Here is a 15,580-nt window from a genome sequence, read left to right on the forward strand (position 1 = left end):
CTAATTACGTTTAAAGGGTTGGAGGTGTCGGAGGCATGGGTGGAGGAGTCGCACCAGCTGCTGCAAAGAACTGCTGCAGCTCGGGCACCGTTTTAGCGGCAGCCCACTGAGGCATGCCCTCTTTCCACACCATCGTATCAGGAGTCAGCTGTCCAGTCTGCACATACTGAGCAAGCTGTTGCATGGGCACCGGTCCCACTTGCTGGTTGTTCACAAAGAGCCAGAACTGCGCCATGGGAGGCGGAGCAGCCTGCTGCATAGGTTGTTGCTGTCCCATCGGTTGTCCCATCATTTGCTGTCCCATACCGAAGAAAGAACCTGCCGCAGCCATTCCCATACCGATTCCAGCACCTATTGATGCCGTGCCCTGGTTGGCGGCCATAGTCTTCATGATGTCCACCTGCTGCTGGGCAGCCCACTTATCGCCAAGGATATCCATCACTTCCGAGTCGGCAGAAGCATTACCGAGCTTAGCCTCATAGGCTTTACGCACCTCGTCGTCCAGATCAACTTCCAGAGCAGAAATCGAAAAGCGTTCCAGTTTCACGCCATAGTCAGACAGCACCTCAGCTACCAGCGGTGAAATCTTCTGACTAATCTCGCGCTGTCGAGCCTGAATGCCCAGTATCTCGCCTTCCAGTTCCACCAAGACGGTGGCTATTTCCGTCTTGATATGTTCCAAAAACTCATTGCGGAAGTAGTCTTGCAACTCCTCAGCACCAAACGAACTGATGCCGTTGCCTATCAGTTTGAAGAGGAATTTTCCACCGTCCTCCACACTCACGCGATAGGCACCACGTGCAAACACTTTCGAAGCCACGCGCAGTTTCTTATCGCGCACCTGAATATCGCCAGCTCCCCAGTTCACCTCCATACTTGTTGCCGTTCGGATAAAGAACACCCTACAGTTGAAGGTACTCACGCCACCCGTAAAAGCATTGCGCAGACGGCTGATAAAGGGATAGTTCTCCGTTTTCAGCTGGTAGCGTCCCTCAGTGAACATCTGGTATATTTGTCCGTTTTTCTCGAAGATAGCCTGTTCTCCGGGGTGTACTGTCAGCGTAGAATTGGTGTTGAAGTCTTGATCAGGATGGAGCGAAATCATATCGCCTCCAAAGCCAACATTCTCTATAGACTCAGCCCAGTGCTTCTCGCCACCCACATAGTTGGCCTCTTTTGGATCTCTCTTAAAAAATCCCATAGTCGTATAATTCTGTTTATTAGTGATACATTAAGGTATTGGGAACTCAGGAACGTCGTATTTCAAATCCAGTTTAAAATTACGCTGAGCAGACTGACGCTTATGTTCCTGGAACTCCTGCCAGCGTGCACGGAACTTCTTACGGATAATACGATTGACAATGGCACGGATGATGGCATCAATACCGCCAGTGACAAGAGCTATCAGTCCATAGACAATCAGTCCGAGGAAGTAGCCTATCGCGCCCAGGATTGCCACACCAATAACACCAGTCCAGAAGCCGGCCTTAAACAGTGCAAAGACGATCAGCAACAGTATCAATATGAGGATGGCAGTCACAATCCACGTCACCGGCTTCATGCTGGTATAGTCGGGACTCTGCTTCAAGAACTCAGCATTCGGGAAATTATCAAACTCGTACCACCAGCGATCGCCACTTGCTGTGCCGATGAAGGTGTACTGCTGTCCGTTATACTCCACGACCTCCTCGACCACCGGCAGACAGTAGTAGGCTGGTGTTGGGATATACGAGCCGATGTCTGTGTGCGAGAACTCAAAACGGTTCTCCGAGGCCGACTGTTCCTTAGGAATTACTTCCGTGTCGCGAATATAATCGCTTGCGAATGGCACCATCTCTTTCGTATTGAAGTGTTCCTCATAGTCAGCAATCAGCATATAGGGCGTGCCGCACAGTTTCTCGAAGAACTCTTTACCATACTTACACAGCGGGAAGATAGCACGCTCGGTGGCCTGTCCGTACTCACGAGCCCAGAAATATTTTCTTTTAATATCCACAATCTTCATATTGTCGAACACGTCCACAGGCGCATTTTCCATGAGGAACTGCATGAAGAATTTGTGATACTCGTCTTTTGTAATGGTAAACTTCGCAAGCAGCTCAATAATCAGGTTATCGTCGAAAGCATTACCACCGCCACCCAACAGAATAGCCTTACCACACTGGTGACACTTAGCCCAGTCCTTGCTCAACAAGTCTTTTGGTCCAAGATCAGCACCACAATGAGGGCACGCCATCTTCGAGGCGCTCATCTCTTGATTGCCAGCAGCTTGAGGTTTCGGTGGGAAAGGCTGTGGGTTTGAGGGTTGCGGATTAGAGGGCATTGCGTTTGATGGCATTGCATTAGAAGGTTGATACCCCCCGGGCATTGGGGGAGGAACAGGTCCGGTGGGGGCTGCCGATTGCAATGGGCAGCCACATTGTGGACACGTAGCAGCACGATCAGACACCTGCTTACCACATTCAGGGCATGTTATTAAAGCCATAATTACACTGTTTTAGGGTTAATATTTAGGTATTGTAAACATCATTGGCAATCTACAATTGCAAAGAAAATCATTTATTCAGTCATATCCTAAAAAATCAACCGCATATAAGAGTCATTGAAACAAAAAACCACAAAAATTGTTTCAATGACACATCAAAACATCAGTATATACGCCACTATAGAACGAAATGGTCAGTGGAGTAAAAGTGGTTCCCTTCATAGACTATACATAAAAAGATCGTTCACTACCCTTTGGGCAGTGAACGACTTTTTTGCGAATATCTCACGCACTTGTTATCTTACAAACTTCTTACCGTTTACGATATAAATACCTTTAACAGGTTTCACGACCTGACGTCCCTGAAGGTCAAACATCTTATCAGCGCTATGTTTCAAAACGGCTGTGTCAATATGGTTGACGTCATCCGTTTTAACGATTTCAATACCATTACACTTTGCCTCGATAGCGCTCCAGTCTTCATCCCAACGGGCGGCATCTTTGACGATGAGCTTAGTTGCCGTAGGAGCCAGCTTCTTTGCAATAAGGGCATAGTCATCATAATCCATCGAATGCCAGTCGCCATCCCATGTGCACTGATAGGTGCCCTTGCCTATAACACCTGTGATCGTCACCTCACCATCGAGTGAATTGTCTGCACACGCAAGGATTCCCTTATCATTAACCATCGGGCCTTCCAGTTTGATGTCGTCAACATAGAAAGTCTTTCCATCGCCCTCACTTGTCTCCTCGTAAGGCCAGATGGAAAGCACCAGGTTATTGTCTTCGGTAATCTTTTCAGCATCAGGTCCCTCTGCAAACTCATAAGTCAGAATTCTCCATTCGTTGCCACCATCCTGCCATGCCCAGCGTGGCGTATTGAAGGCACCTTCCTTGCCCTCGAGTCTAACCATCACATTGTGACTGTCTGTCATCTTCAGTCGCATGGTCAGTCGGCGCAGCCCCTTGAAGTCAACACCTTCCAGAGGAATTGCGCCATTATGATGCTCATCTCCCCAGCCACCAGGATTAGCTTTCATCGTGAACTTCATCACGTTGTTGCCCTGCTCCTCTACGACAACAGGTTCTGCCCGATTCCAGAAGCCACCGTCACTTCCCAGTTCCTTGCCATCGCCATTCCAGATCACGACCTGTGCACTACAAACCGTTGTTACAAACCATGCTGTGAGTAAAAATACTTTTTTCATAAAGATTAGTGTTTTAAATTAATAATACATTTGGTAAAATTCTTAATTCTGGCGCAAATGTATATTAAAAAAGGCATCTTCACAATAAAAAATGATACATCCAATAAGAAAAAACGTTCAACATATCATTATTTCTCTCAAATGAAACAAAAATACCAAAAGACGTATGGTGGTCCTTATATTTAGAATTAGGTATAAGCGCAACTTATCTCATGATCTTTACCATCGTGCCATCAGTATATACGCCACTATAGAACGAAATGATCAGTGGAGTAAAAGTGGCACAATAGATGGTCAATAGTCTTTGTTCAAGGAAGTGATATTGGCACTTTACTGATGTAAAACGATAAGTACCATACAAAATCCAGACTCTAGAAATGTGCATTCTAGAGTCTAGCACAAGATAATCTAAAGTCTAGATGCGCACGTTCTAGAGTCTGGAAATGAACATACTAGAGTCTAGAACAAGAGCAAAAGTTAAGCTTTTGGAACGTAAAAGCTTAACTCTTGCTCTGCAAAACGGCCTGAATAGCCTGGCTATTCGGCTTGATTAGAACAGCACCTTATGTCCTTGACGGTTGATGCCGATGCCCTTTCTCTGCGCATCCTTGCGAACGCCCTGAACCGAGAACCATTCCTGGCTTTCAGCATGCTGCTCCACAGCCTTCACGCCTGCGGCATCCCTGGCAGTCTGCGTCGCAAAGCGCACAATCACGGGATAATGGTCGCCCAGCGGTTGGCCATCCGCCTCATAGCCCGCCTTATCCACCTCGTAGCTCAGCGGAGCGATGGTGGTTGACGCATTCGCGGGATTGATATAGATAACCTTGTCGAGCAGTTCGCCCTGCTGGGGCTCGCCACCCAGTTGGGGGAAGATGCCATTTTGCTGCAGCTCAACCCATACATCGGCAGCAGTAGCCAGGCCCGTGGCTGCTATCTCGTCGAAGAACACCTTCTTCACATCATCCCTGTGATACAGCGTGTTCATGTCGCCCATCACGATCACGGGGCGCGCATCCAAGTGGGCCATGATATGCTCGCGCAACTGGATCCACTGCGCTAGTCTGACCTCGCGATCTTTCGCATCGTTGCCCATCGTCTCGTCACGATAGCTGCTGGCATCCATATGCATGTTATACACCACCACCTCTGTGCCGTCGCCCAGCACCATATCATGGCGGCGGAAGCCCTTTGTCACCATGTCGTCGAAGTCGTGACTGAACTTTCCAAAGCTGCGCTCCCATGCCACGCGCTGGTAGGCACCAGACTGGCTGCCATTCTTCCACGACATGTTCAGACCGTCGCATGGCAACTTGATGTTCTGCGGATGCAGGAAGTCACAGTCCAGCATATCCTCGTAGATGATGCCACCCGTCCACTCATCATGCTGGTAGTTGGCAAACAGCTGCGACCATATCTCCCAGCGGTAGTTAAAGTCCTCTTGCATAGCGATGATGTCGCAGTTTTTCTGCGCCAGATAGCTACTGATGGCCATACTGCCGTCTGACTTGGGGCCGTCTTTGTTCACGTCCAGCACCAACCACTTGTTGGGCAGTCCGTCCACGTTGAGTGTCATCACGCTGAATGTGCCGTCCTCTTCCTTCACGTCGGCTACGCGATTGGTCTGCCGCAGTGCCGGTATCTCTCGATAGTCACTACCACGACTTTCCTCCGTCGTCAGATAGGTGTAGATCTCAAAGATGTCCAACAGCGACAGGCCACTGTCGTCTGCCATTTGCAGCACGTCCAGAGATGTCAAGCCCAGCGGTTGCAGTTTCTCGTCCAACTCAGCCATCAGCGAGAAGATATTGCCCGAACCTTCGCCTCCCATTCGTTCCTGCACAATCTTTTTCAGGTCGATGCCTGCATCCTCCAGTTTATGGATGATGTTCATCGGCGTTGCATCCTTGATCAGATCGGCATAATGCGTGTTTAGCTCACCGTCATAGTATAAAACAGGCAGGGTGCTCAACATGATAGCAAGTTGCAGATAGTAAGTGAGACCACCCACATACACATGGTCTTTCGATGGTATCACAAAGTTCGTTTGCAGGTGCGTCTGTTCGGGCACAATGCTCTTCTTGAACAGCGGGCTCGTCTCTCCATCATAACGATATGTGGACAGGAAGTTAATCAGAGACCTACAGCTGCCAGTAGGCACCACGCAATCGTGCAGCACATTCAGCACGAAATAGTTCTGTGTAGTGTCGGGCTCCCAGTCGTTCTCCAAGGCCACGTCCTTCATGGCTTGCTTCAGCTTTTTCACCACGGGCGAACTGGACTTCAGCAGGGTGTCCTTCAGCACCTCTGTGATGGGCAGACCATCGAGTGCGTCCTTCACATGCTGGGTGGAGTATTTTCCAGTATGGAACCACTCGTCAAACATCGACGCCGCAGGCTCATTCAGCATGCTGGGAATATCCAGTTCCAGGCCGCCATGTGTGTTGTAGCTGTCCAGTATCATCAGCAGTCCAAACAGTTTCAAGTCGGTGTCATCCTTCTTGTCTATCATCTCATTATAAGCCTCAACCATATCGAAAGGCAGACCGCCCACAACGGTCTTATCAAACGAGATTACGTCGCGATATTTCATGTCGCGCAACTTCTGGATGGCTATCGCCTCATAGCCACCCGACGAATAGCCCGCATTGACCAGCAGTTTTCCCTGACTGATACCGCGCGCATCGAGCAGCAGCCTGGCCGCCAGCAGACAGTCTATGCCTGCCTGTGCATTGGCGTCGCCATAGCAGTAGTAGTAGCCCTTGCCCTCGGTCACACCATAGCCATACTGATCGCTGGTCACCACTATATAGTTGGGCTTCAGCGGACTAGCCATCACATAATCTTCGCCCTGAGCATAGCCCCTCGTAGGTGCGCCATCGTAGCCCATCTGCGTGTAGTGGCTGTACAACAAGATGCCATCTACGGGCTGATGATCCTTATAGATGTCGTTAGGTATTGCCAAATAGCCACTCATTTCTGTGGGATTACCCTTGGGGTCTGTAGAAGGATATACAATGTCTATGCGGTGCATAGACCTGCTATACAGGTTGATGCCCTGCAGTCCAAAGTTCCACACCGTGTCGATCTCGTGGATCACTCTCACCTCGTCGGCTGTCATCTGAGCCCATGCGGTCATCGGACTGCCACAAAGCAGCAGCCCAATCATGGTGTTAAAAAGTCTCTTCATGATCATATCTATAAACGTTATTTCATTAGCACGCGTTAGCGTAAAGGTAGATTATCAGTTGCAAATATACAAAAAATTTATATTCGCGCTATCAAAAAGCTCCATTTTTATAAAAAAATCATCGTTCATTGCCTCATTTCTGAGACAATGAACGATGAATACAGTTGGTAGTTTTTCGTTATTTGCTGTAGAACTTTGTGGCCGTGCCATCAGCCTGACGACTGATATAGATCTTGCCAGGCATCAGCATGCGTACCTGCTGGCCGTCCAGGGTGTAGAAAGTAGCCGACTGACTGTTGGCAGCAGTCTTCACCGTCTGTACAGCGGTTGGTTCAGGCATTGGTCCGCACCACTTGATGAAGGTAAACTCTTCAGCTGACGCTGCACCATTTTCTGCTGAGAAAGCGTCGACCATTGCTGTTGTGAGATAAAGATACAGACGGTCATCGCCACTGAATGTGGCCTTGTTATACAGTCCTTCTGTTGTCTTAGCTACACGTTCAAAGCCCACCTTCTCTGGGGTGCACACCCACTTATAGATGACACGTGACTTCTGGCCGCCGCTGAACTCTAGCGCATCAACCTCTGACCATGTGAGCGCATTGCTTGGAATCTTCTTGGATGGCTGTGCCTCGCTGTAGTAAACCTTGTAAGTGCCGGGCTGTCCTGTCAGGATAAACACTGACTTAGCCAGCAGCTCGTCCGTTCCACCATATATATTATAGGTGAGGTTCGTGTTCTTGGCGTTCGTAGTGATATAGTTAAAGGAGATAGCACTTTCGCCAAAGCAGCTCTTCTCGGGGCAGAACACCAGGAATCCGCTCTCAGGAATAGTCACCTCCTGCTCTGTAACCCCGGCCAGCTCTTCATCGTAAGCACGTGGCTGAATGGTGGTCGATGACTGAAAGTCAACTGTAGAGTTGTTGGTATCATAGAGCACCCTGCGTCCGGCGGGAGTCACGAATGCCGTCTTACGATACACCGTCTCGCCGTTGTAGCCACCTTCTGCCGTTGTCGAAGCATAACCCTGGTCGTAGGTGTCGCCCAGTCGCTTCATGGTGGCGTCAACGCCCTTGTTCTTCACGTTGCCCAGAATCTCTACGGCATCAATGGCGTAGTATGGGTTCACCAGTGCAAACTTGTTGCCCGTGGTCTTTCCCCTACCATACACGAGGCTCTCTTCTGCCGTCACAACAGCAGCAGCATTGTTTTTCAGTAGCATCACACTTGCCGAACCCGTGCCTGTATAAGAAAGGTTCATGAAGTCGAGCGTTGGTGTCATGGTGTAGATGAGCTTCATGGCTGGCACTGCATCATTGTGAGGATAGTTCGTGTTGGTTGTTTTCACCTCGAAGTCGGCGCCAGAGAGGTCGTGACCAGTCACGGCACCTGCAGTGTGGTCTGTGGCACTGTTGCAGATAATCATCGACTTTCCTGCCTCGATGGTGTAAGTCTGATCGTCAGGAATCTGGAAGATCTGCTTCACCACAATCTTTCCGCCCAACGCAGCCTTCAGGTCTGCATTCTCCTCAATGGCAGCCTGCGTATAGGCCGAAGCAGCTGATTCGCTTTCCAAGAGTGCCAGATACAGGCCCTGCACCTCAACAGCCTCGTCACGGTTGTTGTATAACTCTACGTACTGACCAGCCACATAGTTGCCAGAGCCAGCTGCTTTCTTAGAAGCAGCATAGAACACTTTACTAATCAAGAGGTCTCCTGAACTAACCTTGTTTGGTGTGATGACAGCACCAGCATCGGTGGTCATCATTGCGCCAGCCATTAGGGCCAGCATCTTAATCTGAGTTAATAGTTTCATTAGATTTTTTGGTTTTTATTTGTACTACAATATTGTTGTTATAATTATTATCCAGCAGATTAGACTTTCTGACGCTGCAAAGGTAAGAATTAAATTTCAAAATACAATATTCTAATACAAAAAAAACATCTCCAAATAAAACCTCATTTAAATTAAGATATTCCTGCAGTCACAGCAACATGAATCAGCCAACAAACAAAAAGATTGCTCCTTTTTTAAGAAGCAATCTTTTTGTTTATTACACTTATGTTGTTAAAAAAGATATCATCTGCCACAAATGGCTGTTTGACGAGCTAATACTGCTAGTTCCTCGTTGGTGATGGGTGAAAATAGCAGTTTTCCGATAACGGAAAAGTGAGTCTTATCGGCAGGAATTCTGTACTTCTCAATCACGTCGCGACCACAACTGCTGTTGCCCAGCGCACGGTTGTAAACATCCAGGTTGACATAGGTTTTATTTTCAAATTTCACCTCACTAGGATGACGCAGACGGTGGTGACGATCGGTATAGATTGCGCGATCGTCCCAATGACCTGCCGAGGCTGCCATTGTATCAGGAGCAACAAACAGTACGCCCACGCCATTGGTGTTTGTGAGTGCCATCCAAGCCACATCTTCTTTGTTGCCCATTTCCTGAGGCAGCACATGGTTCTCCCACTGGTTGCTGACAGTGCTTTGCCACAAACCAATAAAGGCACTCTCCTTACGGTCGCGATAACTGTCGTGAGGGCCACGACCCAACCAGCGCAACTGCTCAAGCTCGCCTGGAAGCACTGCTCGATAGCCCAGACGAGGCAGTTCGCAACCCAGTTCGCTTGGCATGATATCGCTGTCAAAACAAATGGCACCATTATTATATATGGTGATGGTCTCCTCTGTGGTAAAATGCATGGTGCCATGGGTACTGCTATAAACGTTAGTGAAGTGCAGCATCACACTGTCAGAGGTCTGCTGATAAGAGGCTTTCTGGTTATGACATGTCAAGTCACGCAGTCCTTGCTTATCCCAGCGTTCTGTCTGTTCTTTATCGTTGTCATGGGGAGCACGGAAAGCATTCAGCTCAAAAAGCACCTTTCCGTTCTCATCGACCAACTGTCCATTATGAAAAGAGAACGTAAAAAGCCCCACACGCACCTGATAGCCATCGGGGGTTTCTTTCACGTTCAACGCCACACACTCGTCGTCAGGAGTTGGTGTCACATAGTCGGCACCCGCCAACTGGAACTGCTCGCTGGCCACCTCGTAGCCCTGTTCAGCCCAAAGTGTGGCCTCACGTTGTCTTACTGAGAAACGAATGGCATCGTGGTGCTGATCCACCTGCAATTCGGTGCCGTTCAAAGGCTGCCATGAGCCTTGTTGCAAGCCATTATCAAAATAAGCATAGCAGATATCATAGTCCTGCTGTGGCGTACGGAACTGGCGTTTATTCTTCAGTGATACGCAGCCATTGGTCATCACGAAGTCCACTGGCTGATATATTTTCTTCACGTTATAGCTCTTTGAGGTCCACGATCCATCAGCCAGCACCACTCCGTTGCAGCAGAAATTGTTATCGTTGGGTTGATCAGCAAAGTCACCACCATACATTTGGTCGTTTCCTAAGCGGAGTCCCTGATCCTTGAAGTCCCAAATAAACTCACCTGTTAGCGAGGGATATCGCTCATAGAGGTCGAAATATTCACGCTGGTTGCCCATCGAGTTGCCCATGGCATGGGTGTTTTCGCACATGATAAAGGGGCGAATGCCCGTCTCGCCACGCTGGTAGCGCTCCAAATTCTCACGACCGATACGCTCCACATCGTCCAATCCGGCATACATTCTGCTAGTTGTGAGACTCCACTGTGAGTTGCCCTCATAATGAGTTATGCGGGTTTTGTCGAGGGCCACGATACTATCGGCCACAGCCTGGAAGTTATCACCGTTGCCACTCTCGTTACCAGCAGACCATCCGAAGATACAGGCATGATTGCGCAGGGTCAGCACCTGGCGTACGTTGCGTTCCACCATTGGGGCACGGAAGGTCTGCTCATGACTGAGTCCTGTGTTGCCATGACACTCCACGTCGGCTTCAGCCAACACATAGAGACCATACTGGTCGCACAAATCGTAGAAATAAGGATTATCAGGATAGTGCGATGTACGCACAGCATTGATATTGAGTCGCTTCATATTGCGAATGTCTGCCTCAGTCTCCTCGCGAGTGATGGTACGTCCATTCCACTGACTATGGTCGTGACGGTCCACCCCATGGAACAACACACGTTGCCCATTGATGAGCAGTGCCCCATCCTTACGCACAGAAACAGTGCGGAAGCCCACTTTCAGAGTACGAAGATCCTGTACCTTACGTCCCTTCATCAACTTAATACTGAGGTCATAGAGCTTTGGGGTCTCAGCACTCCATGGCTCCACGGCGAGATCATTAAATGATAGCGTACAAAGACCAGCGGCAGAAGCCACCTGACTAACGGTGCCAACGAGGTGGTTTCCATCGCGCACCTCGGCCTCTATGGTGCCCCCACCTGTCACATCCACTTCGAGTGTGGCGGCAGCACAGGTATTATGATCCGTCAGGCGGTCTGTGCTGAACGAAAAGTCACGGATATGCGTTTTCGGTACCGACCACAGAAGCACATCACGCTCGATACCCGTTAGACGCCAATAGTCCTGACACTCCAGAAACGAACCACTGGTAAAACGGTAGGCCCTGACGGTGATACTTTGTTCACCCTTGCCGAGCAAGTACGGGGTGATGTTCCACTCTGAGGGTAGGAACGAATCTTCCGCATAGCCCACAAACTGACCATTGACCCACACATAGTAGCCATGTCCCACACCATTGAAACGCACAAACACCTCGCGTCCTTTCCAGTTGGCAGGCAACTTAAACGTGCGGTAATAGGTTCCAACGGGATTCTTCATGTCCCCCGTGTAGGTCCAATCGGCTGGTCGTTCGGCCATTACACTCCATGTATTGCGGTCGTAGGTAAAAGGATAACGGGTATTCACATACAGTGGTTTATCCCACGACTTATTATGACGCAGCGCATAAATCTGCCAAGGGCATGGTACCTCTATATCGTCCCAATCGGAGCCATCACTAAAGTGCGGCGTACCAATAAAGCCAGTAGGAGCCTTATCGGGATTGGGTGCCCAATAAAACTTCCACGTGCCGTTGAGCGACATAACATAGGGCGAGTCCCAGTAGTCGCTCTCGCCACGTGAAGCCACTGTCTGTTGTGGCAAGGCTATGGCGTGAGCACGCTCACGATTCAACTGAAACACAGCTGGGTCATCCCACTCATTAAAATGTTGTGCATAGACACTGCCAACAGCAGTCAGCATAAAAATTGAAATAGTTACTAATAGTTTTCGCATCATATATAATCAATTATTGTTATTGGTTAAGATTTTTGCGCTGCAAAGATACAAAAAATAGCGAACAGCCCTCACGTCCAGCCCACTATTTTTTTAATCTTTTCTCTCCCGTTTCTCCCGAGTAGTACTCGGGACTAAATAAGTTAGTATGTCATTCAGTAGGTTTTGCATAGCAAGAGTGGAGGTATTGTCACGTTAAAGTGCCACTATTGACATGCAATAGTGGCACTTTTGACCTGAATCTAGGGGCTAGATCCGTTCAATCCAGGGGCTAGACAGCTCATATACAGCCCCTAGATGAAGTGAATCTAGCCCCTAGAATTGAGTCCGCCAGCCCCTAGACCAGAAACAATACCGAAAGTATTGCATCTACAAAGCGCAGAAATAGGACCACCAAACCAGTGGTTTAAAGACAGAATCGCTCGGCTCTGCCGCTTTTACCGAGGCGCAGCCGAATAAAAGAACAGAAGAACATACTTTTTTTAAGAACATACTTCACTACTGCCCCGTTAAAGTGGACTAATCGCTCTTTGAAATAATCGAAATACAACCGTAAAAACGGGCGATTTTTAGTGAACACTATTATTCAGTATTTCTGCGAAGATACCGTTGGCTACGCTTACGCCATCCTTATTCTTTAGTCTGACAGCGCGATAGTCTGTGTTTAGATAGCGTGAACCATTCTTTCTGTAGTAGTCCCATTCTGTAAATTTGGTCTTCCCCAAATCGAACTGAATTTTACGGTCAGAACCATTGTAGAAAAAGCCATAGAAGCTATCGCCTCTCAACTGGTAGTCTACGATATATGTGGGATTCCACTTGTCGTCGTCATAGATGATGGTGATGTCGCCATCTACGATAAACCACTTAAAGGTACAGAAGGCATAGTTCTCTTTGGGTGAAGAAGTCTTGTAGTCCAGCTCATAGCCTCTTCCACTGGTATAGTGATAATCTTTTGACTCAAAGCCCATCACGGTAGAATATTCTGAGCCATTAATGCCCCAGCGATTCTGATAATATTCTGTAATCTTACCTTCCCAGTCGCTGCTACGCAGACTTGAGGCGATATAGTCGTCCTCGTTTGTAGTGCAGGCGGTGAATACTACCATGGCAGCCATGGCAACGAACATGATTTTTGTGTGATTGAACACTGTTTTCATAAAGTTTAAATTGTTAATTGTGTATTATTAGTTGTGATTATTATTCTCTTCTTATATTATATGGATATGACAGTTTCCAGGGCGAATCTTCCAGCTTAAACTTCTTGGCGCCCTCCTGTGTCTTTGGTGTGCGTACAAGTGGTAAGTCTGAGAGATCCATCAGGTAAAGATATTGATGGAACAGCGATTTTATACCTTCTCTTACCGACCAGCGTGCAGAAATGTATTCTTTTGTTATAGGATCATTACCACGGATGGCCTCTACCTCTTTGTTCCATGCTATCAGCTTGACCATAGCAGCCTTATATTCTGCCAAGAGTGATGCTGGCGATTTCTGCATCCAGCGCTGTAAAAGCTTACGGTTGTATTCGGCCACAATCTCTGCCTCACGCTTGCGACCCTCCACAAACCAGTCAGGCGTCTTCTTGGGATTTTCTGCGGCCACACGTGCACGCAATTCGTCCTCTATGACCTGCACACGCTTACACTCGTCAGAGCCAAACCACTCCTTAATTATCTGCTTTACCAGTGGCGAATAGATGTTAAAGTAGAAACGAGGCGCACCACCTTGCTTCTCGAGCAGCCAGCATCCTCTGTCATGATCTGGCGTCTCGTTATAATGTACAATGTCTGCATTTTGATCGTAAAACTTTGTGCATGCAGCCTTCATTTTATCCAACACCTTATTATATTGTGGCCACTTCTTGTCTACAAAGAGGGTGTCGAAAGGCTGTCCTTTGCGTGCCTTCTTGGCATTATCCATCATGATTTTACTAAATCTGTCATTTTCCGTTTTCAACTCAGGTTCTGGCTCATAGTTAGCAACGGCTTCAACGCGTGCCCTTAATTCGCCTACTGAGTATTCTGTCATCTTTTCACGTGTATCAACTTGCGATGGATCGGGCAGCACAGGCAGATTCTGATAGGCCTCTTCAAAAGTCTTATAAGTGTACTTTTCTACCATCTTTTTATAATCCTCTTTGCTTATCTTCCAGTCTGTTAGCAAGGCATTACCTTCTCTGGCTGTATAGTCCCAAAACATGTGTCCACCCAGATTCTGTGCATAGTTACGGTCTTCTGGCTCCACATATAGTATCTTTGCTGTCGACTTTGTGGTTGCTTTAGTACTTGTTTTTGTACTTGTTTTCTGACTCTTAGCCTTTGCCTGTGTCTTAGCTTTGGTCTTGTTTTGTGCCTGCATAGAGGCTGTTCCAGTTAGCAGCATTGCTGCAAGAGATAGGTAGATAAATGGTTTCATTATATAATACAAATAGATTACTTATTTATTTCTGGCTGCAAAGGTACATAATGTTTTTGAAATAAAAATACCGATGATACATGTCGAACATATATTGTTACTTATCAAACATTGCCTTTTCGTTTTTTATATCTACTTTTGCATCCGAAAATGAGAAGAACAGAACATTATGGATATTTTTGAGTTCAAACCAAGAAAGGGGGCAGGTACTCTTCGTATGGGTGATAGCGATGAGTTGGTACTGGTGGATTGCTTTGACGGTATGCCTGCTGGCAGAATAAAACCGATGGACCATGGTATCATTATTATCTGCACGGCAGGAGCTGCCCAGTTCGAGTATGACGGTCAGACCATTCAACTGAATAAGAATGACCTCTTTCTCTACATGGTACGTTCTGTTGTGGAGAAGTTTATGTCTACTCCCGACTTTAATTGTCGCCAAGTATGGTTCTCTCGTGGCGAAATGTGGAACATGAACACGTTTACTAAAAGCAGTCTTTCCGATGTGGTGCTATTGAAGCAGCATCCCAAGGCGTCACTATCCGATACTGATGTTGCTCTGTTCGATTCTTACTACCAGCAACTTAGCCATCACATGCGCAACAGTTCTTTGGCGCTCTATCCCGACATAGTGCGCTCTATTGTCAGCACCTTCCTCTTAGAGGTACTCTCTGTGCTGCGTAGGGGAGAACAGCGAACCAAGGGTGATAATGCTTTTGGCAATACTGGTCTGCATGGCAAGAAACTTGCCGACCGCTTTATGCAGTTGGCAGAGCAAAGTGATGGTCGCATCCGTCGTGTCGATGAGTATGCCAAGATGCTGAACGTCACTCCTAAATACCTCTCCAAGCTGTTGATGGAAACCATGAATAGGCGCCCCAGCGAGATGGTTCATTTCTTCACACTCCAAGCTATCGAGAACCGTTTGCGCTTCACTGATATGACCATGCAGCAGATTGCCGATGACCTGCAATTTCCCAATGCCTCTTTCTTTGGCAAATACTTTAAGGAACACTCAGGCATGACACCTATGGAGTTTCGTATCAAGTATCAAAACAACAACGAAGAAGAATAAATACACAACC

At 47.8% G+C, this 15,580-nt stretch carries 9 protein-coding genes and 1 pseudogene; 1 reads left to right on the forward strand and 9 read right to left on the reverse strand.

What is annotated here, in order from left to right:
- Window positions 1-10: 10 nt before the first annotated feature.
- From T496_RS14235 to T496_RS0112575, 9 genes and pseudogenes are all read right to left on the reverse strand, one after another.
- Complete coding sequence (locus tag T496_RS14235) at window positions 11-1,201, reverse strand: SPFH domain-containing protein (RefSeq protein ID WP_052342238.1); 1,191 nt, start codon at window positions 1,199-1,201, stop codon at window positions 11-13.
- A gap of 30 nt (window positions 1,202-1,231) precedes the next feature.
- Complete coding sequence (locus tag T496_RS15060; protein WP_231478054.1) at window positions 1,232-2,338, reverse strand: hypothetical protein; 1,107 nt, start codon at window positions 2,336-2,338, stop codon at window positions 1,232-1,234.
- 72 nt (window positions 2,339-2,410) lie between these two features.
- A pseudogene (locus T496_RS15420) lies at window positions 2,411-2,485 on the reverse strand (zinc-ribbon domain-containing protein); the annotation flags it as partial.
- A 296-nt stretch (window positions 2,486-2,781) separates the two neighbouring features.
- Window positions 2,782-3,693 carry a hypothetical protein gene (locus T496_RS0112550; RefSeq protein WP_027451063.1) on the reverse strand — a complete coding sequence of 304 codons (912 nt, stop codon included), beginning with the start codon at window positions 3,691-3,693 and terminating at the stop codon, window positions 2,782-2,784.
- A gap of 550 nt (window positions 3,694-4,243) precedes the next feature.
- Entirely contained in the window at window positions 4,244-6,883 is a 2,640-nt protein-coding gene (locus T496_RS0112555; protein ID WP_155808903.1) for an endonuclease/exonuclease/phosphatase family protein, read from the reverse strand.
- A gap of 178 nt (window positions 6,884-7,061) precedes the next feature.
- Entirely contained in the window at window positions 7,062-8,699 is a 1,638-nt protein-coding gene (locus T496_RS14580) for a DUF4876 domain-containing protein (RefSeq protein WP_052342239.1), read from the reverse strand.
- A gap of 264 nt (window positions 8,700-8,963) precedes the next feature.
- The gene (locus tag T496_RS14245) at window positions 8,964-12,080 is read right to left on the reverse strand and encodes a glycoside hydrolase family 2 TIM barrel-domain containing protein (protein ID WP_081783667.1); all 3,117 of its coding nucleotides are present in this window, start codon (window positions 12,078-12,080) and stop codon (window positions 8,964-8,966) included.
- A gap of 566 nt (window positions 12,081-12,646) precedes the next feature.
- Window positions 12,647-13,237 (reverse strand): hypothetical protein, encoded by a 591-nt coding sequence (locus tag T496_RS0112570; protein WP_155808904.1) that lies wholly within the window; start codon window positions 13,235-13,237, stop codon window positions 12,647-12,649.
- Window positions 13,238-13,277: 40 nt separating this feature from the next.
- A complete protein-coding gene (locus T496_RS0112575) occupies window positions 13,278-14,495 on the reverse strand; it encodes a hypothetical protein (RefSeq protein WP_155808905.1) in 1,218 nt (405 codons plus the stop codon).
- A gap of 169 nt (window positions 14,496-14,664) precedes the next feature.
- Here T496_RS0112575 and T496_RS0112580 point away from each other — a divergent pair, with 169 nt between their 5' ends.
- A complete protein-coding gene (locus T496_RS0112580; RefSeq protein ID WP_027451067.1) occupies window positions 14,665-15,570 on the forward strand; it encodes an AraC family transcriptional regulator in 906 nt (301 codons plus the stop codon).
- Window positions 15,571-15,580: the final 10 nt, after the last annotated feature.

Source organism: Xylanibacter brevis P6B11, assembly GCF_000621825.1.
GTDB lineage: Bacteria > Bacteroidota > Bacteroidia > Bacteroidales > Bacteroidaceae > Prevotella > Prevotella brevis.

Excerpts from the sequence above, each read along its gene's own strand:
- T496_RS0112550 (WP_027451063.1), bottom strand. The coding sequence starts at position 3,693 with ATGAAAAAAGTATTTTTACTCACAGCATGGTTTGTAACAACGGTTTGT.
- T496_RS0112555 (WP_155808903.1), bottom strand. The coding sequence starts at position 6,883 with ATGAAGAGACTTTTTAACACCATGATTGGGCTGCTGCTTTGTGGCAGT.
- T496_RS15060 (WP_231478054.1), bottom strand. The coding sequence starts at position 2,338 with ATGCCATCAAACGCAATGCCCTCTAATCCGCAACCCTCAAACCCACAG.
- T496_RS0112575 (WP_155808905.1), bottom strand. The coding sequence starts at position 14,495 with ATGAAACCATTTATCTACCTATCTCTTGCAGCAATGCTGCTAACTGGA.
- T496_RS0112580 (WP_027451067.1), top strand. The coding sequence starts at position 14,665 with ATGGATATTTTTGAGTTCAAACCAAGAAAGGGGGCAGGTACTCTTCGT.
- T496_RS14580 (WP_052342239.1), bottom strand. The coding sequence starts at position 8,699 with ATGAAACTATTAACTCAGATTAAGATGCTGGCCCTAATGGCTGGCGCA.
- T496_RS0112570 (WP_155808904.1), bottom strand. The coding sequence starts at position 13,237 with ATGAAAACAGTGTTCAATCACACAAAAATCATGTTCGTTGCCATGGCT.
- T496_RS14235 (WP_052342238.1), bottom strand. The coding sequence starts at position 1,201 with ATGGGATTTTTTAAGAGAGATCCAAAAGAGGCCAACTATGTGGGTGGC.
- T496_RS14245 (WP_081783667.1), bottom strand. The coding sequence starts at position 12,080 with ATGATGCGAAAACTATTAGTAACTATTTCAATTTTTATGCTGACTGCT.